Origin of the sequence: Motiliproteus sp., from assembly GCF_965230735.1 — a bacterium.
Taxonomy (GTDB): Bacteria; Pseudomonadota; Gammaproteobacteria; order Pseudomonadales; family Balneatricaceae; genus Motiliproteus.
In genome coordinates this window covers 3,276,084-3,296,799 of sequence record NZ_OZ246016.1, presented here as the reverse complement: position 1 = coordinate 3,296,799, position 20,716 = coordinate 3,276,084, and the positions used below count along the sequence as shown (strand labels likewise).

Annotated in this window: 19 protein-coding genes; 13 read left to right on the top strand and 6 right to left on the bottom strand. The window is 58.8% G+C overall.

The genetic code is table 11. The features are described from left to right. Window positions 1–97: 97 nt before the first annotated feature. Window positions 98–973, top strand: a complete 876-nt coding sequence (locus ACO05M_RS15160; protein WP_421864677.1) for a bile acid:sodium symporter family protein — start codon at window positions 98–100, stop codon at window positions 971–973. Here ACO05M_RS15160 and ACO05M_RS15155 read toward each other — a convergent pair. From ACO05M_RS15155 to ACO05M_RS15145, 3 genes are all read right to left on the bottom strand, one after another. Next, window positions 955–2,400 (bottom strand): glutamine synthetase family protein, encoded by a 1,446-nt coding sequence (locus tag ACO05M_RS15155; RefSeq protein ID WP_421864674.1) that lies wholly within the window; start codon window positions 2,398–2,400, stop codon window positions 955–957. The two genes, ACO05M_RS15160 and ACO05M_RS15155, sit on opposite strands and share 19 nt — an antisense overlap. A gap of 167 nt (window positions 2,401–2,567) precedes the next feature. Next, entirely contained in the window at window positions 2,568–3,434 is an 867-nt protein-coding gene (locus tag ACO05M_RS15150; protein ID WP_421864672.1) for a helix-turn-helix transcriptional regulator, read from the bottom strand. Continuing rightward, entirely contained in the window at window positions 3,431–4,141 is a 711-nt protein-coding gene (locus ACO05M_RS15145) for a hypothetical protein (RefSeq protein WP_421864669.1), read from the bottom strand. The genes ACO05M_RS15150 and ACO05M_RS15145 overlap by 4 nt, the downstream gene beginning before the upstream one ends. A gap of 116 nt (window positions 4,142–4,257) precedes the next feature. Here ACO05M_RS15145 and ACO05M_RS15140 point away from each other — a divergent pair, with 116 nt between their 5' ends. The 5 genes from ACO05M_RS15140 (at window position 4,258) to ACO05M_RS15120 (ending at window position 10,278) form a co-directional block, all read left to right on the top strand. Continuing rightward, entirely contained in the window at window positions 4,258–4,629 is a 372-nt protein-coding gene (locus ACO05M_RS15140) for a hypothetical protein (RefSeq protein ID WP_421864667.1), read from the top strand. 325 nt (window positions 4,630–4,954) lie between these two features. Then, complete coding sequence (locus tag ACO05M_RS15135; protein WP_421864664.1) at window positions 4,955–6,352, top strand: DUF3422 family protein; 1,398 nt, start codon at window positions 4,955–4,957, stop codon at window positions 6,350–6,352. Window positions 6,353–6,478: 126 nt separating this feature from the next. Then, window positions 6,479–6,784, top strand: a complete 306-nt coding sequence (locus ACO05M_RS15130) for a BolA family protein (RefSeq protein ID WP_421864662.1) — start codon at window positions 6,479–6,481, stop codon at window positions 6,782–6,784. Window positions 6,785–6,858: 74 nt separating this feature from the next. Then, window positions 6,859–8,682 carry an ABC transporter ATP-binding protein gene (locus ACO05M_RS15125; protein ID WP_421864659.1) on the top strand — a complete coding sequence of 608 codons (1,824 nt, stop codon included), beginning with the start codon at window positions 6,859–6,861 and terminating at the stop codon, window positions 8,680–8,682. Between the two features lie 363 nt (window positions 8,683–9,045). Beyond that, window positions 9,046–10,278, top strand: coding sequence for a phospholipase D-like domain-containing protein (locus ACO05M_RS15120; RefSeq protein WP_421864657.1), 1,233 nt, complete (start codon window positions 9,046–9,048; stop codon window positions 10,276–10,278). Here the strand turns inward: ACO05M_RS15120 and ACO05M_RS15115 are convergent. Together ACO05M_RS15115 and ACO05M_RS15110 are read right to left on the bottom strand one after the other, a co-directional pair. Continuing rightward, complete coding sequence (locus tag ACO05M_RS15115) at window positions 10,261–10,542, bottom strand: hypothetical protein (RefSeq protein WP_421864655.1); 282 nt, start codon at window positions 10,540–10,542, stop codon at window positions 10,261–10,263. The genes ACO05M_RS15120 and ACO05M_RS15115 overlap by 18 nt on opposite strands. Next, window positions 10,532–10,660 (bottom strand): hypothetical protein, encoded by a 129-nt coding sequence (locus tag ACO05M_RS15110; protein WP_421864652.1) that lies wholly within the window; start codon window positions 10,658–10,660, stop codon window positions 10,532–10,534. Before ACO05M_RS15110 ends, ACO05M_RS15115 begins: the two co-directional genes overlap by 11 nt. A 120-nt stretch (window positions 10,661–10,780) precedes the next feature. On the opposite strand from ACO05M_RS15110, the gene ACO05M_RS15105 reads away from it, so the two are divergent. From ACO05M_RS15105 to ACO05M_RS15090, 4 genes are all read left to right on the top strand, one after another. Next, entirely contained in the window at window positions 10,781–11,557 is a 777-nt protein-coding gene (locus tag ACO05M_RS15105) for a class II glutamine amidotransferase (protein WP_421864649.1), read from the top strand. 128 nt (window positions 11,558–11,685) lie between these two features. Then, on the top strand, window positions 11,686–13,482 hold the full coding sequence (locus ACO05M_RS15100) for an AMP-binding protein (protein ID WP_421864646.1): 1,797 nt from the start codon (window positions 11,686–11,688) through the stop codon (window positions 13,480–13,482). A 76-nt stretch (window positions 13,483–13,558) separates the two neighbouring features. Beyond that, window positions 13,559–15,094: a YjgN family protein gene (locus ACO05M_RS15095; protein ID WP_421864644.1), complete on the top strand. Its 1,536-nt coding sequence runs from the start codon at window positions 13,559–13,561 to the stop codon at window positions 15,092–15,094. After that, window positions 15,091–16,131, top strand: coding sequence for a M48 family metallopeptidase (locus tag ACO05M_RS15090; protein ID WP_421864642.1), 1,041 nt, complete (start codon window positions 15,091–15,093; stop codon window positions 16,129–16,131). Before ACO05M_RS15095 ends, ACO05M_RS15090 begins: the two co-directional genes overlap by 4 nt. 45 nt (window positions 16,132–16,176) lie before the next feature. Here the strand turns inward: ACO05M_RS15090 and ACO05M_RS15085 are convergent, their stop codons facing one another. Beyond that, window positions 16,177–16,494 carry a DUF1244 domain-containing protein gene (locus tag ACO05M_RS15085; RefSeq protein WP_421864639.1) on the bottom strand — a complete coding sequence of 106 codons (318 nt, stop codon included), beginning with the start codon at window positions 16,492–16,494 and terminating at the stop codon, window positions 16,177–16,179. A 177-nt stretch (window positions 16,495–16,671) separates the two neighbouring features. On the opposite strand from ACO05M_RS15085, the gene ACO05M_RS15080 reads away from it, so the two are divergent. The 3 genes from ACO05M_RS15080 (at window position 16,672) to pepN (ending at window position 20,527) form a co-directional block, all read left to right on the top strand. Then, window positions 16,672–16,938 (top strand): YeaC family protein, encoded by a 267-nt coding sequence (locus tag ACO05M_RS15080; protein WP_421864637.1) that lies wholly within the window; start codon window positions 16,672–16,674, stop codon window positions 16,936–16,938. Next, window positions 16,935–17,798, top strand: a complete 864-nt coding sequence (locus tag ACO05M_RS15075; protein ID WP_421864631.1) for a DUF2797 domain-containing protein — start codon at window positions 16,935–16,937, stop codon at window positions 17,796–17,798. The genes ACO05M_RS15080 and ACO05M_RS15075 overlap by 4 nt, the downstream gene beginning before the upstream one ends. Window positions 17,799–17,896: 98 nt before the next feature. Then, window positions 17,897–20,527 carry an aminopeptidase N gene (pepN, locus tag ACO05M_RS15070; RefSeq protein ID WP_421864628.1) on the top strand — a complete coding sequence of 877 codons (2,631 nt, stop codon included), beginning with the start codon at window positions 17,897–17,899 and terminating at the stop codon, window positions 20,525–20,527. Window positions 20,528–20,716: the final 189 nt, after the last annotated feature.

Below are 20,716 nucleotides of genomic sequence, written 5' to 3'. Positions count from 1 at the left end.
CCGGTGGCCTAAGCCTTGAGTGTAGACCGTTGCACTCGCACTGGTGATTGGGAGAAATTATGGCTTTTACATTAGGTAGCTTTTATATTGCCGTCCCATGATGTTATCGCAAATTCTGTTACCGGCGGCGCTGTTCTGCCTGATGTTGGGGTTGGGCCTGGGCCTGACCGTTGCCGATTTTCGCCGCTTGCTGGAGCGCCCCAGGTTGTTGCTGGCCGGTCTGGTCGGGCAGCTGTTGCTGTTGCCGCTGCTGGTGTTCGCCCTACTGCAGCTGTGGTCGCTGCCGACCGAGTTGGCGGTGGGGTTGATGATTGTCGCGCTGGCCCCTGGTGGTGCGACCTCGAATCTGATCAGCCACCTGTGCCGGGGTGATCTGGCGCTGTCGGTCAGTCTGACCGGTTTGAGCAGTCTGATCGTGCCGCTGAGCCTGCCCCTGGGAACCGCGGTGGCGTTGGAGTTCTGGCAGGCCGGGACCCTGGATCAGCCGTTTCCAGTACTGCCGACGATGCTGAAACTGGTGCTGATGGCCTTGCTTCCGGTGGTTTTGGGGATGTTGCTGCGGCGTCGCTTCAGTGCCTTTGCACTCTGGATCCAGCCGCTGGTCAAGGCGCTGGCGCTGGTGTTTATGCTGGCGGTGATCGGGTTGATCAGTTGGAGCAACTGGGATCGACTGGAATCCTACCTGGGCTTGCTGGCCCCGTTGATACTGCTGATCGCGACCCTGGCGATGTTGCTCGGTTACCGGCTGGCAAAGCTGGTGGATGCCGACGCGGCGGCGGGGCGGACGCTGGCGATTGAGGTGGGAATCCAGAATGCCGGCACCGCACTGCTGGTCACCGGTGCGGTGCTGCAGCAGCCGCAGATGTCGGCGGCGGTGCTGCTGTACGGCATTCTGATGCAGATCCCGGCGCTGCTGTTGATTATCGCCAGTAATCTACCGGGTCTGAGCCGGGCTCAGACCAGCGCCAGGTAGGTTTCGTACTCCAGTTTGGAGATATGCTGGCGGAACTCGTCCTGCTCCCGTTGCTTGATGATGGCATAGGCCTGGCTAAAGTCGCGTCCGAGGTATTCACGCATGAATTCCGAACGCTCAAACTGCTCCAGTGCGCTGTACCAGTTGGTCGGCAGCTTGATCTTACTGTTTTGGCTACTTTCAAAATCCTGTGACGGCGCTTCCGGTTGCAGTTGGTTGTCGATGCCGTAGAGCACCCCGGCCAACATGGTGGCCAGCAGCAGATAGATATTGCTGTCGGCGCCGGCAAGACGATATTCGATTCGGCGTGCTGCTGCGGCACCGTTGGGAATACGCAGGCTGGCGTTACGGTTTTCATAGCCCCAGGAGGCCACCTTGGGGGTGTGGACCCCACCCATCCGGCGGTATGAATTCAGATGGGGCGCCAACAGCAGGACCGACTCCGGCAGTGTTTGAGCCAGACCGGCCACGGCATGGCGGAGCAGCTCGCTACCCTGGTCGGTGCCGTCGTCGAACAGGTTGTTGCCGTCGGCATCCAGCAGGCTGACATGAACGTGCATACCGTTACCGGCCAACTCGGCAGCGGGTTTAGCGATAAAGGAGGCCGTGCGGTCGTGCTTGCGTGCAACTCCTTTGATCAAGCGCTTGAGGGACTGTACATCGTCGGCCACCTTCAACGGATCCTGCTGGTGGAACATGTTGAGTTCAAACTGTCCGGCGGACAACTCCTTAACCAGGCCGTCCAACGGCAGTCCCATCTCGTTACAGGACTGGCGAATCTCGTGTAGCAATTCGGCACTGTCCTGCAGCATCTCGGTGCTGTAGACCTGGCCGCCGATCTGGCAGTCACCGTGCAGACTGGTGGAAGGCAGTAGCGGTTGGCCCTGATCGCCGCGCTGGCTCTGGAACAGGTAGAACTCCAGCTCCGGTGCCATCACCGGGGTCCAGCCCCGTTCCTGGTAGCGCGCCAATACCTGCTCCAGGACCACGCGAGGATCACAGCCCCAGGGAGAGCCGTCCTGCTGCACCATCGACATCATCATCTGCGCGGTGGGGCGTGGCAGCCAGGGCTCGCGCTTCAGTGTCGACACAATCGGTTTGATCAGACCGTCGGCATCGCCGGTGCGATCGCACAACGGCTCGATATCGCGGCCCCAGATGTCCGGCATCACCGCACTCAGCGGCATCTTGAAATCCCACTGGAACAGCTTGTCGAGCTTGTGAGGTTCGATCCACTTGCCCCGTTGGGTGCCATTGAGATCGGTCAGCAAGACCTCGATTAGCTCCAGATCAGGGTTTTCGCTGAGGAACTGCTGTGCGTGATGCCAGCCCAGGCTCGGATCGGGTTGCCCCATGTTCTGTTCTCCGCTGTAAATAGGCGTTGGTGCCGGTTGCCGTGCACGACCGGAATCGTGGCTAGCTTCCATAGCCTATCGCCGCGGCCTGTTAGTGCGTATGCCCTAAACGGGTCAGTCGATGGTGCCAGTCGTTAGGGAACCTGCGAATAAGTCCTTGCTAGCTTCTGGCTTTCTGCCTGGTCGTAATCCAGACGCAACTTTGAAGGAATGTCCAGACCTTGCGAAAAACTGGTTCCTTAAGGTTCGCTGGATTGGGGGGATTGATAGGGTACCAGCGGGTCGCCGTCGGCATCGGTGGGCAGGTAGGGCAGGCAGTTGATAAACAGCGAAAACAGTTCGGCCTGGGAGCCGATGTCGAGCTTCTGGTAGATATGCTTGCGGTGGCGACGCAGGGTTTCGATTGAGATCTCCAGCCGCTCGGCGGCAGATTGGGAGCTGTAACCGCGCAGCATCAGCTGCAGGGTCTGGTGCTCGCGCTCGGTCAGCACCGAGGAGCCGAACAGCCGGATTGCCCGTTCGATGCTGTCTTCCAGCTCATTCTGGCTGCTGAGCTGCTCGCGATAAAGGCTCCAGTGTTTCTCGGTTAGCGCTCGAATCAGTGGCTCGGCCCGATGCAGGAAACTCAGTTCCTCATCGCTGAACCGATCGCCGTGCTGACGTCGCTGCAGGGTCAGATTGATAAAGGTGCCTTCGCCCAGCTCATAGAGGTAGCCCACTTCGTCACAGACGTTCATCTGGGAAAAGTAGCCGGCGTAGCGCTCGCTTTGCTTGAACTGGTTGGCTCCAATTTCGGTGATTCGGAACAGGCCATCGGCACCGCTGCGGCCCTGACGGTAGAACGGGTCCTGGCGGTAGGCGCCGGCGATATAGCCGTCGATCTGTACCTCGCGGTCGCCCCGAGCGATGGCGTGATACAGCAGCGCCGGCAGTTTATCACTACGGAACAGCCAGACCTGGGGGTGATCGAATGACAGCTGGGATGAGAGTGCATCGAACATGGCGGCGAAAAACCCATCAGCCCCGAGTTGCTCGACCATCTGACCCATCTGTTGATACCACGAACTCGGGCTGTTGCTGTTATCGGGATGCTGGGGTTGATTCACGGGCTGAGCTCCATTGCTGACGAGGGGGTGGATTGATGGCCGAGGGCGCCGACGGCCGCGGTTGTTTCTGGTGCAATATCAGGACGCAGGCTGTACAGGTGCCGTTGGTCTTTAAAGATATACAATCGATCCTGGCGTTGCTGCAACTGCCAGTGTTGCGGTTGTTCGATCAGGGCCAGCAGCAGCGCACGAGGGTTGGGTCCCTGGCTCGGATGGCTGCGGCTGTCGCAGCGCAGGTCATCGAACTGCCGATTGGCCAGTAACCGACAGCAACTGTGCAGGTCCCAGAACTCGGGTACCGACGTCAGCGGGGTCAGCGGTCCCAGAAATGCGGGGGAGATGACACTGCGCTCTTTGGCAAAGAACTGCCTGATGGTGATGTTTCGGATCAGCCCCAGCGCGGCGTTGTCGCGGGCATTGCCGTCGAAATCCTGCTGCTGCAGCAGCTCGATCATCCGGCAAAGGTCAAACTGACAGGCTTTGATAAACTGCCAGGCCGGTGCGACGCTGGTCCGGGAGCCGATGCTGTATTTGAGGGCCTGCTGGCCATGGCGTACCTGACGGTTCAGCAGCGTCAGCTGTAGGTGGTTGCTCTGAAAATCCACCAGCACATCGGGTTGGCGTACAAAACAGTAAGGCTGTTCGCGGCGGCAGAATTCGATCCACTGCTGGCGGGTTTGCAGACTGTCAAGAACGCGAATATTCATGCACGGTGATCGGCGTATGGGTGGTCTTCAAGGTTAGGGAACCTGCGAATAAGCCCCTTAGCATACTGCCGCTGCCGGTTATAATCAGCTTTTTTCAGTCAACGTTCGGAACCCACATGAAACTGCTCAATCGCTCGGCGCTACTGGTACTTCCCCGTCAACCCTACCTGGATTGGATCAACGCCTTGCCGTCGGAGATCAGTGAACTGGAGCAACCGCTCGACATGGCGGCACTGGAGGCCGAAGGCAGGGTTTATCTGCTCGATGAGGCCGATGACGACGAGCCGGACGCGGCGAAGTTGTTGGCAATCCAGCTCCAGCACAGCTGGGAGTTACTGTTGGAAAACGAGCTGGGCGCCTGGGATGAGCTGGGCCGTCATTGGCCCGAGCCCCTGAGCCAGGAGCTGTTGCAGCAGTGGTTCGAATTGAAGCCGCTGAGTTTGGCTTTTGATGCAGCCCGAGAGCCGTTGATGCTGGCTTCGCTGTAACTTAGGCCTGTGATGGCGTCGAGATTCTCGCCCGCTTGATACCCCTGATGAGGTAACCCGATTATTAACCCGCCGGGTTAATACATTGATACATCCTTGTATCAATCATTGGCTGAAAGCCAATGCGAGCCTATTAAAAACAAGCAGTTCCGCGCAACTGTGCCGATTTTTGATAGGCGATGGGCAATTAGGCAGAAGCCTATTTGTCCACCGGGTAATAGTGCCAAAGTGCCGGGTTGGTTACATAAAATGACCGTGATAGGTAGTTTCTAAGACTTTCGTCGGATGCTATATATGCCTGCACAACATTTTTGGGGATATATTCATGTCAAACACGCCACCGGCGACTCAGCGGCTCGAAACCGTTGAGACAGCGCCGTCATTTAAGCTGGGGCAGGGGCCGTTACAGCCCCATCCGTTGCGCGAAGGGCTCTATAACGAGTTGCACAGTCGACCCTATCGGATTCTGCCTTCACCGTCGCAGCTGACCCATATTGCGATCAAGCATGGCGGCAAGGATCAGCAGCGTGAGCTGGAGCTCCTGACCGCACTGTGCGACCGCTATCAGGTGACCGCACCCACCGCCAATATGCCTTGCTACCATCAGGATTTCGGACTGTTCGAGCTGCGTTGGGAGCGGCATACCGAGTTTTCCGGCTACACCTTTATCCGCAAAGGGGAACAGCAGGGGATGCCGTTCGCCCACAACGCCGTTGACCTGCTGCCACCGGATTGGCTGGCGCAGCTTCCGGGCTCGGTGGTGGCGGCCTTCCATATGCTGATTGAAGATGTAACTACCAAACCGGAACCGCCGGTTGAGCAGGTGGCCGGCTACTTTGAGAATCTGCGTTTAGTCGGTTCGCAACCGGCCAATGGTAAAGCTTCGGTGTGGACCACCTTCCGACTTCACAGCGACGGCTTCGGGCGTTTTATTCTGTATAACCGTGGCCTGAGTGAGTCACAGCTGGGACGGATGGCACAGCGCTTTATCGAGCTGGAAACCTACCGCTTGATGGCCTCCCTGGGGCTGCCGCTGGCGCGGGAGATCCAACCGCAGCTGGAGTCACTGGATGATCAGCTCGAAGCGGTGATGCGCGAGATCGCCGATCTGGACAGTCCGGAAGGGGAGCGCGAGCTGCTGGATCGGTTGTCATCGATGGCGGCCAAAGTGGAGGGTTTCCGCGCCCGCAGCAACTACCGTTTTTCCGCCACCAAGGCCTATCACCAAGTGGTGGAGCAGCGGCTGGAAGTGCTGCGCGAACTGGACCGGGAAGTGGCCGGTCACCTGACCCTGAATGAATTTCTGGTACGCCGACTGACTCCGGCGGTGCGTACCTGTGAGTCTACCGGCCGGATGCTGGATGACCTGTCGACCCGAATTGACCGGGCCAGCCGGCTGCTGCGGACCCGGGTACAGTTGACCCTGGAGGAGCAGAATCAGGGGCTGATGAGCTCGCTGGATCGGCGCGGCAAGATTCAGCTGCTGATGCAGCAGACCGTTGAAGGGCTGTCGGTGGTGGCGATCAGCTACTACCTGATCAGCATCCTGCAGTTGGGCTTTGAACTGCTGGATAAGCTGGGCGTGCCGATCAATGCGGAGATGGCCACGCTGGCGTCGATCCCGCTGGTGATGTTGGTGATCTGGGCGGCGACACGACGTATCCATCGCCATTTCAACCGATTGGAGCGACATCCCCAGGATGCAGGGAAGTCGGAGAAATAGCGGATCCGGCTGTTCTCGCCGTTGTTATCTGCCTACAATCAGCGCTTTGTCCGGTCGGCTATGCTTGGGTTAGCCGGGGCGCTGATTGGTAGCGCGGCCGCCGGCGGATAAGATTACGAGGTATCTATGCAGTCGACGATCGAACAGAAACTCCGCGCAGGCCTGAACCTGATTCATCTGGCCATCGATAATGAGAGCCACATGCACAGTGGCCCGGCCACCGACAGCCATTTCAAACTGACCCTGGTCTCCGATGATTTTGTCGGTAAGCGTCCAGTAGCCCGTCATCAGCTGGTCTACGGCTTGCTGCGTGAGGAGCTGGATGGGCCGGTTCACGCCCTGGTCATCCACGCCTTCAGTGCCGAGGAGTGGCAGGCCAAGGGGGGACAGGTGCCCGATTCGGCCCGCTGTGCCGGTAGCCCGAAAAACTAACCGCGACTCCGATCCTCTACCCCTGGCCTCGTCGTTGACTCTTTCGACGAGAGAGCACTGGAGATCGATGGTTGATGCCGAATTCCGCGTCCAAGCCTGAAACCGAACCGGCAACCCCGGTGAGCCGGTACGACTGGAGTTTTATCCTCGAAGTCGCCCGCCAGCATAAGCGCGAGCTGGTGCTGGCCAATCTGGTGGCCATCGCGGCGGCCCTGGCGGCGGTCCCCTTACCGTTGTTGATGCCGTTGCTGGTCGACGAGGTTCTGCTGCAGCAACCGGGCGCAATGGTGGCGACCATCGATGGCCTGTTCCCGAGTGATTGGCGCTCGCCGGCGCTGTATATCTTTGCGGTGCTGGGGTTGACGGTGCTGCTGCGGATTATGGCGCTGGTGTTCAACGTCTGGCAGGGGCGCCAGTTCACCATTATCTCCAAAGACATCATCTTCCGGATGCGCAAAGGGATGCTGACCCGGTTGCAGCGGATCTCGATGGCCGAGTACGAGACCCTCGGCAGCGGTGCAGTCAGTTCCCACTTTGTCACCGATCTGGACACCATCGACCGTTTTGTCGGCGAATCGGTCAGCAAACTACTGGTGGCCAGCCTCAGTATTATCGGTACCGCCGGCGTGCTGTTGTGGCTGCACTGGCAGCTGGCGTTGTTCATCCTGTTTATGAATCCGCTGGTGATCTGGATCACGATGCGGATCGGGCGGCAGGTGAAACGGCTCAAGCGGCGCGAGAACAGTGCCTATGAGATCTTCCAGGAAACCCTGACCGAAACTCTGGATGCGATCCAGCAGATCCGGGCCGGCAACCGCGAGCGTCACTACCTGGCGCGGCTGGTGGATAGCGCCGACCAGGTACGCCAGCACTCCTGCGCGTTCGAATGGCGCTCGGACGCGGCCAATCGACTCAGCTTTGTGGTGTTCCTGGTCGGCTTCGACCTGTTCCGGGCCGTGGCGATGATGATGGTGATGCTGTCGAGTCTGAGCATCGGCCAGATGATCGCAGTGTTCGGTTACCTCTGGTTCATGATGGGACCGGTGCAGGAGCTGTTGCGGATGCAGTACAGCTACTACGCCGCCGATGCCGCGCTGGGACGGATTAACCGGTTGTTGGCGCTGCACGAAGAACCGCAGTATCCCCAGGTGCAGGACCCCTTTGCCGGGAAGCAGACCGTGGCCATCGAGTTGGAAAATGTACATTTTTCCTATCAGGACGGGGTCGATGTTCTCAATGGCATCAGCCTGTCGATCCGGCCCGGGGAGAAGATCGCGCTGGTGGGCGCCAGCGGCGGCGGCAAGTCGACCCTGGTCCAGGTGCTGCTGGGGCTGTATCCCGCCAGCCGGGGGCAGATCCGTTTCGATGGCGTGCCGGTGGAGCAGATCGGTTTGGCCAAGGTTCGCCAGCATGTGGCCACGGTGCTGCAACAACCGGCACTGTTCAATGGCACGGTGCGCGCCAATCTGGAGATGGGGCAACCCCAGGATGAAGCGCAACTCTGGCACGCGCTGGAGGTGGCACAGCTGAAACCCTTTATCGAGCAAACGGAGCTGGGCTTGGAAACCCTGGTGGGGCGCCAGGGAATTCGTCTGTCCGGCGGTCAGCGGCAGCGTTTGGCGATTGCGCGGATGGTTCTGACCGACCCCAAAGTGGTGATTCTGGATGAAGCCACCTCGGCGCTGGACGCGGAGACCGAATTCGCACTGCACCGGGCGATGGCGACGTTTCTGGCCGGGCGTACGACCCTGATCGTGGCTCACCGGCTCAGTGCGGTGAAACAGGCCGACCATGTTTATGTGTTTGAGGACGGCGCCATCTGCGAGAGCGGCAGTCACCAGCAGTTGCTTGAAAGTGATGGGCTGTACGCCAAACTCTATGGTGACTACCAGCACTAGGGAACCTGCGAATAAGTCTCTGCGGCTTCTGCAAGAGCCTGAAGTGCACAAGTTATAGGCGCAAGCTGCAGCTAATGGCCGTTGCCCTTAGCAAAGGTTGTAACGACGAAATTGTGTGCTTCAGGCCTTGCCCTGCGGGGATTTCAGCTTGATCCGCACTCTGCGTTGCAGTTTTTCGCAAGGTCTAGACATTGCTTCAAAACTGCGCCTGGATTGCGAACCAAGCTGAAAGCCAGAAGCTCGCAAGGACTTATTCGCAGGTTCCCTAGGCGGCGTCCTAAAACGGCGCCTTCCGTTGTGGTTATCGCCGGTTTGTTAGGCTTCCTTAGAGGGTTACATGGATCTTGATGGCTGATTGTGCCGATGAAAGGATCACTCGCTCGCCAACTGAATCAGACCACTTTATCTCGCCGGGCCCCGTGGCCGTGGCGTGATGCCAATCGCAGTCAGCTGCTGGTGGGTGGGCCGCGTTACTTTCCGGCGATGCTGGAGGCGATCGAGCAGGCCCGTGATCGTATCCTGCTGGAGTTTTATCTGGTCAGCTCGGGCCGGGTGATGAATGAGTTGATCGGCAGCCTGGAGAGGGCGCGCCGGCGTAATCTGAAGGTCTGCTTTCTGCTGGATGATTTCGGCAGCCGCGGATTGCTCGCCGAAGACAGGCAACGGCTGCTCGATGCCGGAGTTGAACTGGCATTCTACAATCCGCTGCGGGTCAACAAATGGAACCGTAACTTTGCCCGGGATCATCGCAAGCTATTGGCGGTGGATGGACGTGTGGCCTTCGTTGGCGGCACGGGGCTGTGCGACGAGTTTCTGCCGGAGCAGGGTCGGCCCGGCTGGCACGAGATGATGCTGCGGGTCGAAGGACCGGTGGTGACCGATTGGGAACGGTTGTTTGCCCGGGTCTGGCGCTGGTGTCGGGCTCAGCAACTGCTGTTCACCCCGTTCCGGTTCAGCAATACCTGCTATGGGCCGGCGGCCGCCGGTGTCGTCAACCAAACCGTTCTTGATTCCAGTACAGAGCGTGCTGCAGAGCGCGGCGGGCTGATGAAGGTTTCAACCTGTGAGGGGCCGCAGCAGCAGGAGATCAAAATCAACTTCCGCCGGCGGATCAACGAGGCCGAGCAACGAGTCTGGTTGGTGACGGCCTATTTTCTGCCTTCCTGGTCGATACGCAGAGCCTTGCGCCGAGCAGCCAGGCGGGGGGTGGATGTGCGGCTGCTGCTGCCCGGCGATCTGTCCGATCACCCGGGGATCTTTTTTGCTTCACGGCGCTACTATCAGCGGCTTCTGCTGGCGGGGGTGAAGATCTATGAATACCGGCCTAGCTTCAATCATTCCAAGGTTTGTTTAAGTGACGACTGGGTTTCGATTGGCTCCTGCAATCTGGATCACTGGAATCTGCGTTGGAACCTGGAAGCCAACCAGGAGGTGATCGATCCACATCTTTGTCGGCAGTTGGAGCAGCAGCTGAGGCGGGATTTTGAATCCAGTCGACAGGTCAGTCTGAAACGCTGGTTGGCCAGGCCGCTGTGGCGACGCCTCTACGAGTTTGTGCTCGGCTACCTGGCCGCGATCCTACTGCGGATCTTCTGAGGCTGCCGGTGGCGGCGCGATGGTCTGCGGCGAGGAGTCGTCCTCCGGGGCTGGCTGGCTCTCGGTATCCGACTCAAGTTCGTCCTGTTGCTTGGTTGATGAGTCCACCGGGCTTTGATAATTGCCGACGGGGGAGGCTATCGATATCCCCTGGGGCAGCCTGAGGTCGTTACTGCATGCGCTGATCAGCGCGATCAGCATCAATCCCAAAATGATCGATCGACCCTTGGCTAGCGGCTTGGGGAGTCGCGAATCAACCTTCATCGGAACTGTCCTTATCAGGGTTGGGATTGGGGCGCGGTTTTTTTCGTGGCGGCAGCAACAGGGCCAGCAGAATCAGGCCGATGACGGCGAACTCAATGGCGGGGATCAGATAGTCCATGGGGGTTGTCGGTGCCGGTGGTCGATGGTTGGAAGCCTGACAATAAGTCTACATCAAACTTCAGCTGACTCGGCGATTGCAGTAATCTGATAGCAATTCACTCAATGATCAGGAGTTGCTATGTGCGAACTGCTCGGCATGAGCGCCAATGTCCCCACCGATATCTGTTTCAGTTTTGCCGGTTTGATGCAGCGAGGGGGCCAGACCGGTCCGCACCGCGACGGCTGGGGGATCGCGTTTTATGAGGGTAAGGGGGTTCGCAGCTTCCATGATCCGGAGCCCAGCTCCTGTTCGCGTATCGCTCAACTGGTCCGTGAGCATCCGATAAAGAGCCATGTGGTGATCAGCCATATCCGGCAAGCCAACGTGGGCAAGATCAATCTGGAGAATACGCACCCGTTCAGCCGCGAGCTCTGGGGGCAGCACTGGACCTTTGCCCATAACGGTCAATTGGATAAGACGCTCTTCGACTGGCCGTTGGGGTTCTACCGTCCGGTGGGTACCACCGACAGCGAATACGCCATGTGCTGGCTGCTGGGAAAATTACGCGATTGCTACGACAGCCCGCCGCCGATCGAAGAGCTTTGCGGCTTTATTCAGCGGCACTGTGATCAACTGCGCGAGCTGGGGGTCTACAACATGTTGCTGACCGACTCGCACCACCTGTTCGCCTATTGCACCACCAAACTGACCTGGATTACCCGACGGGCACCTTTCGGCGAGGCGTCGCTGAAGGATGACGACCTGGTGGTGGATTTCTGCAAAGAGACCCAACCCAACGATGTGGTGACGGTCATCGCCACCGAGCCGCTGACCGATAATGAAACCTGGCATCGGATGGAAGCGGGGGAGATGCAGGTGTTCGTCGAGGGAGTACCGCATGAGGCCTCGGACTAAGCGGCAATAGCCACGAAAATCGTCTTCAAATTCTTACGCTTGTCGAAACTCCACTAAGGGTTGACCTCGCTATGGATCGCGAGTACAACCTTAGTATAACTATGCGACTATAGTTTGATGGAGTAGATGTGCAGGCGGCTAAGCAACGCAAGGATCCGTGCGCAGAGCACGAACAGTCAGGCCCGCAGCGAGTCGATGACTTCGGTGCGGCCGGCGATAGAATCGATTATCAGGGAATGACCAGCTTGGTCGATGTGCTCGAGCGCAGTAGTCGACGCTATCCGGATCGACCCGCGTTCAGCAACCTGGGCACCTCCATCACCTACCGCCAGCTGGATCAGCAGGCGCGTGATTTTGCAGCCTATCTGCAGCACTGTACCCCCCTTGAGCCAGGTGACCGGTTCGCCATCGAATTGCCCAATCTGATCCAGTATCCGGTGGTGTTGCTGGGCGCGTTGCGTGCCGGTTTGGTGGTGGTCAATCTCAATCCGCTTAACTGTCCCGTGGAGTTGGCGCATCAACTGCGCGATTCAGGAGCCCGTGGATTGGTGGTATTGGCTAATGCCGCCGATAAAGTCGAGGGGATTCTCGAACAGACCGATATCGAGTGCCTGATTGTTACCGAGCTGGGAGACGCTCTGCCGCCTTTGAAGCGGGCACTGGTCAACGTCTCGGTCCGGTATCTGAAAAAGATGGTGCCGGCCTACTCGTTGCCCGACGCGATCGACTATGTCGAGGCGATGCAGGCGGGCAGTCGCCAGCCCTATACACCACCTCCAATGCAATTGGACGACCTGGCGCTGCTGCAGTATACCGGCGGTACCACGGGACGGCCGAAAGGCGCCTGTCTGAGCCATCGCAACCTGCTCGCCAACCTGATCCAGGTCCGCAGCCTGCTGGAACAGGAAACCCAGCCGGGGCACGAGGTGCTGGTGGCGCCGTTGCCGCTCTATCATATCTATTCGCTGACCGTCAGTTGCCTGTTGATGATCGAGATAGGCGCGGAGGTGGTGTTGATTACCAATCCGAGGGATCTTGGTGATTTCGTCCGTCAGCTGCGTCGCTGTCGGCCGACCCTGTTTATCGGCCTCAACACCCTGTTTGCCGAGCTGATCAAAGAGCCGGGATTCGACAAGCTAAGCTGGTCCGATCTGAAATGGACGCTATCCGGTGGCATGTCGCTGAATCCGTCCGTGGCGGAACAGTGGCAGACGCTGACCGACACCGGCATCCTGGAAGGCTATGGTCTGACCGAAACCTCACCGATCATCAGCGTGAACCCGCCCGATGCCATCAAAACGGGAAGCATCGGCAAGCCGATCGCCGCGACCGAGATCCGGCTGCTGGATGAGGAGGGAATGGAGGTGCCGGTCAGCGGCTGTGGTGAATTGTGCGTCAGGGGCCCCCAGGTGATGCAGGGCTACTGGCGGCAAGCGGAGGAAACGGCGGCCGTCTTGGATGAGCAGGGCTGGCTGCGTACCGGAGATATTGTGCGGCTCGATGCGCAGGGTTATCTGACCGTGATCGATCGCAAGAAGGACATGATCAATGTCTCGGGTTTCAGCGTTTACCCCAACGAAGTCGAGACGGTGGTGCGGGCGCATCCGGACGTTGAGGATTGTGTGGTGATCGGTGTTCCCGATCCGGTCAGTGGCGAGCAGGTGAAACTCTTTGTCGTGGCCAGCAATCCGTTGCTGAGTGTGCAGCAGCTGCGCGATTACTGTCGCGAACGGCTTAGCGGCTACAAGGTGCCCTCGCAGGTAGAGTTTCGTCATGAAATACCCAAGAGCCAGGTCGGCAAGGTATTGAGACGGTTGATGCGCGATAGCCACTTGCCGTTGTCCCGGGCCGTCTCCCGACTTCCCGAAAGCGATGATGATTCAAGGCTTGGGAAGGGGCTACCCTACCGCTATCAGCAGGAGTGACCGGGCCGGTTGTACTCAAGCAGGTTTGAGGCATAATCAGCAACACACATAGGGATGTGAAAACAGGGAAAGGGATATGTCCGATGCAACTTTCAGTGTGGTCATCAGCGGCGACGTTGTTGATGGCTTCGACCCGGCGCAGGTTCAGCGCGACTTCGCTCAACTTTTTTCTATCGAGGAAACGCTTGCCAGGCAGATCTTAGCGCAGGGCAAACGGGTCATTAAAAAGGATCTCGATGAGGAATCCGTCAACCGCTATCTGGACCGGCTGGCTCGGATCGGCGTCGTCGCGTTCCGGCGTCGGCAGCCGTCGGTTGCCGGGAACGAAACCGTTGACGAAAGTCAGAACGACATCACCAGCACTCCGACCAGGTCCAACTCCGGCGAACAGAACTCCACGCACGCGGCGGTGAATGCCGAGCCTGAGACGGCAACTGCGGCAGCGGTCGGGTCATCCAACCCGCAGCGGCACGAGGCTACCGATGATGATGGTTACGATCCGTTCTATCGAGAAACCAGTCAAAACGAATCATCGAGCATCCGACACCGAAGCGGAACCTCTTATGCGCTGAGTTTTCACGGACAGGGAGCTGAGTATTTCCGGATCTGGATCGTCAACCTGCTGCTGACCATCGCCACCCTGGGGATCTACAGTGCCTGGGCCAAGGTGCGGAATGCGCAGTATTTTCATGGTCATACCGAGCTGGACGGTAGTCGATTCGCCTATCTGGCGAAACCGCTGACGATTCTGAAAGGGCGACTGATCGCGGTGGCGGTGTTCGTGATCTATTCGCTGGCGTCCGAGTTTAATCCGATGGTCGGTGCGGCGATGGCCCTGCTGTTTGTGATCGTCCTGCCCTGGATTGTGGTGCGCTCGTTGCGTTTCAGTCGCCGCATGACGGCGTGGCGCAATGTCCGGTTCGGGTTTGATGGGACGGTTTGGGAGGCGGCCAAGGCCTTTGTTTTCTGGCCCGCTATCGGTTTTTTGTGTGTGGGACCTTTGGCATGGTTTGCGCTGATTAAACAACCGGAGTATTTGTTTATTCTGCTGCCGATTGGCGTGCTGATCGCCGGCATTTTGATGCCTGTGGTGATCTATAAGCAGATGCAGTTTGTAATCAACAATACCCGCTTTGGAACCAGTCGCTTTACCCTCGAACCCTGTGGCAAGGCGTTTTATCTGATCTATGTTAAAGCCCTGCTGATCATCCTTATCGGTAGCGCACTGATGTTCGGGGTCGCTACGGTGCTTCCGGTTATTCCCCCCTTCGTGATGGCCGTGGCCTATTTCTATCTGTATGTTTTTGTCGCGGTCCGCACCAACAATCTGCTGTTTAACCAAACCGAGGTCGCCGATGCCGGGGTGAGTTTCTCCAGCACCTGGCGCGATGGTTCGTTTTTCCGCCTGACCCTGATCAACGGTGTGTTGACCCTATGCACCCTGGGGCTCTATCTGCCCTGGGCATTGGTTCGGTTGGCCAGCTACAAGGCCGAGCATCTGGAACTCCGGGCCGAACAGGATCTGGATCACTTTGTCGTGGCCCAGGAGCAGGAAGTCTCTGCGTTGGGTGAGGAGCTGGGTGAAGTGTTCGATGTGGAGTTCGGTGTGTGAGTTCCGCTCCCTGGCTGCAGTTGGACGGTGACTATTTCGACGGTAGCGGTTCCTCCCGCACGTCGGTTCGAATAGCCCTGTACCCGGACGGTCGGGTGGAGATTATCGCTCAAGCGGAGGAGCGGGTGCTGGCCCGTCTTGACCAGAACGAGATTACCGTCAGTGACCGCCTGGCCAATAGTCCCCGCTATCTGGATCTTCCTGAGGGGCAGCGTATCGAGACCCTTGAGAATGAGACCGTTGACCAGTGGTTGAGCCGCTTCCGTCCGGGTCTGACTCAGGGACTGATCCATCGACTCGAAGCGAACTGGCGTTTTGTGGCGCTGACGCTGGTTCTGGTGGTGGTCAGTGTCTGGGGCACGGTGAACTACGGCGTGCCCTATCTGTCGCAGCAGCTGGCCAAAGCGCTGCCCCAGTCACTGCTGGATCAGACCTCCGAGCAGACCCTGGCGCTGTTCGATCAATACTGGCTCGAACCGAGTCAATTGGATGATCGACGGCAGCAGCAGTTGCGGCAACATTTTGAGCCGGCGTTGACGGAATATGCCGACCTGGGGCTCAGGGTGATCTTCCGTCATAGTGAGGCGATCGGCGCCAACGCGTTCGCGCTGCCCGACGGTACCATCATCTTCACCGATGGGTTGGTGCGGTTGGCGGAACACGATGATGAACTGACCGCGATTCTGGCCCACGAAATCGGCCATGTGGCGCACCGTCACGGGTTGCGGCGGATCATCCAGAATTCGATGTTCCTGTTTGTGTTGGCGCTGATTACCGGCGATGCCAGTGGCACCGCCGATCTGGTGCTCGGGCTGCCGATCCTGTTTGCCGAGTTGGCCTATTCGCGCGAACACGAGCGCGAGTCGGACCGCTTTGCGCTGGATTACTTGCAACGCCATCAGATTCCACCGCGACGGTTTGCGGATCTGATGAATCGGTTGGCGCAGCAGAGCGGTCGGGATGAAGAGGAGCAGGGGGTTCAGCGTTACCTGCAGACCCATCCGCAGACCAGCGAACGGGTCAAGGCCTTTCAGTAGCCCTGGGGCCTGGCAAAAGCGGCGTTCAGGCGCTCGGCAGGCTGATTAACGGTGACCGCTGATCTTGGCGTGCAACGGCTTGGTGGTTTCGAATTTATCCATCTGTTCCTGGCTGGCGGGGGCCTGATGGTTGGCCTTCCAGTCCGCATAGCTCATGCCGTAGACCTGCTCCAGCGCTTCATCCTTGGTGAGCTCGACACCCCGCTCGTCGGCGGCGGCCAACAACCACTTGGACAGGCAGTTGCGGCAGAAGCCGGCCAGGTTCATCAGGTCGATGTTCTGTACGTCTTTGCGCTCCTGCAGGTGCGCGATCAGGCCGCGAAAGGCGGCGGCTTCAAGCTGGATACGGTCGTTGTCGTTCATAGGGTCTCCATTGATGGATGAATCAGGGACGGCTGAAGGAATCTGCGACTAGTCCCGGGTGTCGCGTGCAGAGTATAGATGGGGTTGATCGTGGCGTCATCGTGACGGCGATGATGGGTGAATATGGTATGATCGGCAGCCCCGTTGCAATCCGTTAACCGATCACAGGTAGCCACTATGACCTTTGAAGAACTGTTGAAATCGATGACCCCAGAAATCCACGCCACCATGAAGACTGCGGTTGAGCTGGGTAAGTGGGCCGACGGTCGGCGCCTGACGGATGAGGAAAGAGAGGCCTGCTTGCAGGCGGTGATCGCCTACGACGAGCAGCACGTACCGGAGGAGGAGCGGGTGGGCTACATCTCCCGCAAGAAGTCCGACGGCTCGAATCATAGCCCTAGCCAGAGCACCGAAGATATCGTCAAGATTTTACCGAACGGATGATGGAGTTGTTTGCCACCGAACTGTCGCTGCAGGGCAGCGGCCATCTGGCCAAGATGCGGACCGCCCCGGGCAGTGATGCCGAGTCCCCCTGCCACTACTGGCTGCCGCTGGACCAGCAGGAGTTCGCCCTCAATCCGTTGATCGGGCGACCGATCCGACTGGTCTACCAGGGCGAGATTCACTGCCAGCATTGTGGTCGTGCGACCCGCAAGAGCTTCAACCAGGGATACTGTTACCCCTGTTTCAAGAAATTACCCCAGTGTGACAGCTGTATCGTCAGTCCGGAGAAGTGCCACTTCGACGCCGGCACCTGCCGCGATGCCGACTGGGGGCAGCGCAACTGCATGACCGAACACGTGGTCTACCTGGCCAACTCCTCGGGACTGAAGGTCGGCATCACCCGCGCCAGCCAGGTGCCGACCCGCTGGATCGACCAGGGTGCAATCCAGGCGTTGCCGATCTTCCGGGTCGACAGCCGCTACCGCTCCGGTCTGGTGGAGATCCTCTACAAGAACCATGTGGCCGACCGCACCAACTGGCGTGCGATGCTCAAGGGGCAGGTTGAAAGACTCGACCTGGTGGCCGAACGGGAGCGGCTGTTCAGCCTCTGTGCCGAGGGCGTTGCCGAGCTGCAGCAGCAGTACGGTGAGGCGGCGGTGCAACCGCTGACCCAGGTAGCCCCGGTCGAGCTGAACTATCCGGTCAGCCAATATCCCAGCAAGGTCAGTTCGCTGAACTTTGACAAGCAAGCCGTGGTCGAAGGCGTACTTCAGGGCATTAAGGGCCAGTACCTGATCCTCGATACCGGGGTGATCAATATTCGCAAGTTCGGGGCCTATCAGGTCGACTTCTACGCCTGAGTTGAATCTGTACTATACCTGCAACTACCTGTTAGCGGAGGGCCGGCTTCTGGCCCGATGATACCCGCTACCATTTTCCACAGCCGAGTTAAGAGCGCATGAGCAAGGACAATCCCAGAGCTATCCACCTAAAAGATTATCGCGTCCCGCCGTTTTTGATCGATCGCACCGAGCTTCACTTCGAACTCGGTGAAAAGGCCTCCCTGGTCAAGTCCCGGCTCAGTATGCGGCGTAATCCCGACAGTGATGAAAACGACGCGGCGTTGCAGCTGCACGGCGATTCATCACTGGTGCTGCGGCGACTGCAACTGGACGGTGAAGACCTGGCCGAAAGCGATTACCAGCGTAACGATGAATCCCTGACCATTGCTCAGCTGCCGGACAGCTTCGTGCTGGAATGTGTCACCTTGATCAGGCCGCAGGAGAACACCTCCCTAGAAGGTTTGTACAAATCCAACGGCATGTTCTGCACCCAGTGCGAGGCGGAGGGCTTTCGCAAGATCACCTTCTATCTCGACCGTCCCGATGTGATGTCGGTGTTCACCACCACCATCGTCGCCAGCCGGCAGGATTATCCGGTATTGCTGTCTAACGGTAACCCGGTGGATCAAGGCGAGCAGCCGGATGGCCGTCACTGGTGCCGTTGGGAAGACCCGTTCAAGAAACCGGCCTATCTGTTTGCCCTGGTGGCCGGCAAGCTGGAGCAGGTCGACGACAGTTTTACCACCCAGAGCGGCCGTGAGGTCGCGCTGCGGTTGTTTGTGGAACCGCAGAACCTGGATAAGTGCGACCACGCGCTGGCCTCGCTGAAACGCTCCATGACCTGGGACGAGAAGGTATACGGCCGGGAGTACGATCTGGATATCTTCATGATCGTTGCCGTCGACCATTTCAATATGGGGGCGATGGAGAATAAGGGGCTGAATATCTTTAACTCCTCCTGCGTGCTGGCCAACCCGGCCACCACCACCGATGCCGGCTTCCAGCGGATCGAGGGGATCGTCGGGCACGAGTATTTCCACAACTGGTCCGGTAACCGGGTTACCTGTCGTGACTGGTTCCAGCTCAGCCTCAAGGAAGGCTTTACGGTATTCCGTGATGCCGAGTTCTCCGCCGACATGGGCTCGCGTACCGTCAAACGGATCGAAGATGTATCACTTCTGCGAACCGCCCAGTTCGCCGAAGATGCCGGTCCTATGGCCCATCCGGTACGTCCGGCCAGCTATATCGAGATCTCCAACTTTTACACCCTGACCGTTTACGAGAAGGGTGCCGAGGTGGTACGGATGATCCATACCCTGTTGGGGGCGGAAGGGTTCCGTAAAGGATCGGATCTGTACTTTGACCGACACGACGGTCAGGCGGTGACCACCGATGACTTTGTTCAGGCGATGGAGGACGCTTCAGGCGTCGATCTGGGGCAGTTCCGTCGCTGGTACTCCCAGGCCGGCACCCCGGTGGTTGAAGTCAGTGACGATTACGATGCCGAGCGGCGCCGCTACGTGCTCCGAGCTCGGCAACACTGCCCGGCCACGCCGGAGAGTGATACCAAGCTCCCCTTCCATATTCCGCTTGTCGTTGGCCTGTTGGATGAGCAGGGTAATGACCTGAATCTTGGTAACGGCCAGACCAGCCAAACCCTGCATCTGACCGAGGCCGAGCAGGAATTTGTCTTCGAAGGGATCGACAGCCGCCCGCTGCCGTCGTTGCTGCGTGGTTTCTCGGCCCCGGTTAAGCTGCGCTACCCCTACAGCGCCGAGCAGTTGGTATTCCTGATGGCCCATGACTCGGACGGCTTTAACCGCTGGGATGCGGCCCAGCGGTTGGCGGTCGACCTGATGCAGGGACTGATCGCCGATTACCAGCAGGGTCGTGAACTGGTGCTGGATCGGTCGTTGGTTGAGGCCTACACCAAGGTGCTGTCGGATCGTAGCCTGGACCCGGCGATGGTGGCCAAACTGTTGCTACTGCCCAGCGAAGCCTATCTGGCGGAGCTGGCCGAGGTGATCGACCCCGAAGCGATTCACCTGGTACGCGAGTTTGTGAAGCGGGAGTTGGCCCAGGCGCTGCAAGGGTTGCTGATGGACGCTTATCGCCACAATCGCAGCGAAGGCGACTATCAACTCAGCGCCGAGGCGATCGCTCGTCGCAGCCTGCAGAATGCGGCGTTGTCCTACCTGATGACACTGGAGCAGCCGCGTATTCTGGTGCTGGCTCAGCATCAGTTTGCCAGCGCCGACAACATGACCGATCAGCTGGCGGCATTGTCGCTGATCGCTCATTCAGGCTTTGAAGCCGAACGGCAGCAGGCTTTGTCCGAGTTCTATCAGCAATGGCAACAGGACCCGTTGGTGGTCAACCAGTGGCTTAGCGTGCAGGCAACCTCACCTCGGGACGATAGTTTGACCCAGGTTAAGGCGTTGATGGCTCAACCCCTGTTTGATTTGACCAACCCAAATCGGGTTCGGGCACTCATCGGCGCCTTCTGTGGTCAGAATGCCGTACAGTTCCATCGAGCCGACGGAGAAGGCTACCGGTTCCTGGCAGATCAGGTGATCGCGTTGGATAAACTCAATCCGCAGATCGCCTCAAGGTTGTTGACTCCGCTGACCCGCTGGAAACGTTACGACAGCCGCCGTCAGGCGCTGATGCGCGCCCAGTTGGAGCGAATCATGGCCGGTGAGTTGTCCAAAGACAGTTACGAGATTGTCAGTAAGAGTCTGGCCTGATGATTGGCTAGGCAACTTCCGGTTACGCGTTGGCACCCTGTGCCAGCGCCCGTGAAGTGATTGGAATTTAACTGGAAGTTCAGGGTCGAACTTATCCCTATAGCCAATAGCTAAGGGTAACGTAGCTCTGACAAACTATACTGACCCAGTCGGATACCAGATCAAGCGGATGGGGCTGTTTCTTGCAGC

Excerpts from the sequence above, each read along its gene's own strand:
- ACO05M_RS15140 (WP_421864667.1), top strand. The coding sequence starts at position 4,258 with ATGAAACTGCTCAATCGCTCGGCGCTACTGGTACTTCCCCGTCAACCC.
- ACO05M_RS15105 (WP_421864649.1), top strand. The coding sequence starts at position 10,781 with ATGTGCGAACTGCTCGGCATGAGCGCCAATGTCCCCACCGATATCTGT.
- ACO05M_RS15160 (WP_421864677.1), top strand. The coding sequence starts at position 98 with ATGATGTTATCGCAAATTCTGTTACCGGCGGCGCTGTTCTGCCTGATG.
- ACO05M_RS15085 (WP_421864639.1), bottom strand. The coding sequence starts at position 16,494 with ATGAACGACAACGACCGTATCCAGCTTGAAGCCGCCGCCTTTCGCGGC.
- ACO05M_RS15145 (WP_421864669.1), bottom strand. The coding sequence starts at position 4,141 with ATGAATATTCGCGTTCTTGACAGTCTGCAAACCCGCCAGCAGTGGATC.
- ACO05M_RS15095 (WP_421864644.1), top strand. The coding sequence starts at position 13,559 with ATGTCCGATGCAACTTTCAGTGTGGTCATCAGCGGCGACGTTGTTGAT.
- ACO05M_RS15110 (WP_421864652.1), bottom strand. The coding sequence starts at position 10,660 with ATGGACTATCTGATCCCCGCCATTGAGTTCGCCGTCATCGGCCTGATT.
- ACO05M_RS15080 (WP_421864637.1), top strand. The coding sequence starts at position 16,672 with ATGACCTTTGAAGAACTGTTGAAATCGATGACCCCAGAAATCCACGCC.
- ACO05M_RS15120 (WP_421864657.1), top strand. The coding sequence starts at position 9,046 with ATGAAAGGATCACTCGCTCGCCAACTGAATCAGACCACTTTATCTCGC.
- ACO05M_RS15155 (WP_421864674.1), bottom strand. The coding sequence starts at position 2,400 with ATGGAAGCTAGCCACGATTCCGGTCGTGCACGGCAACCGGCACCAACG.
- ACO05M_RS15125 (WP_421864659.1), top strand. The coding sequence starts at position 6,859 with ATGCCGAATTCCGCGTCCAAGCCTGAAACCGAACCGGCAACCCCGGTG.
- ACO05M_RS15115 (WP_421864655.1), bottom strand. The coding sequence starts at position 10,542 with ATGAAGGTTGATTCGCGACTCCCCAAGCCGCTAGCCAAGGGTCGATCG.
- ACO05M_RS15075 (WP_421864631.1), top strand. The coding sequence starts at position 16,935 with ATGATGGAGTTGTTTGCCACCGAACTGTCGCTGCAGGGCAGCGGCCAT.
- ACO05M_RS15135 (WP_421864664.1), top strand. The coding sequence starts at position 4,955 with ATGTCAAACACGCCACCGGCGACTCAGCGGCTCGAAACCGTTGAGACA.
- ACO05M_RS15130 (WP_421864662.1), top strand. The coding sequence starts at position 6,479 with ATGCAGTCGACGATCGAACAGAAACTCCGCGCAGGCCTGAACCTGATT.
- pepN (WP_421864628.1), top strand. The coding sequence starts at position 17,897 with ATGAGCAAGGACAATCCCAGAGCTATCCACCTAAAAGATTATCGCGTC.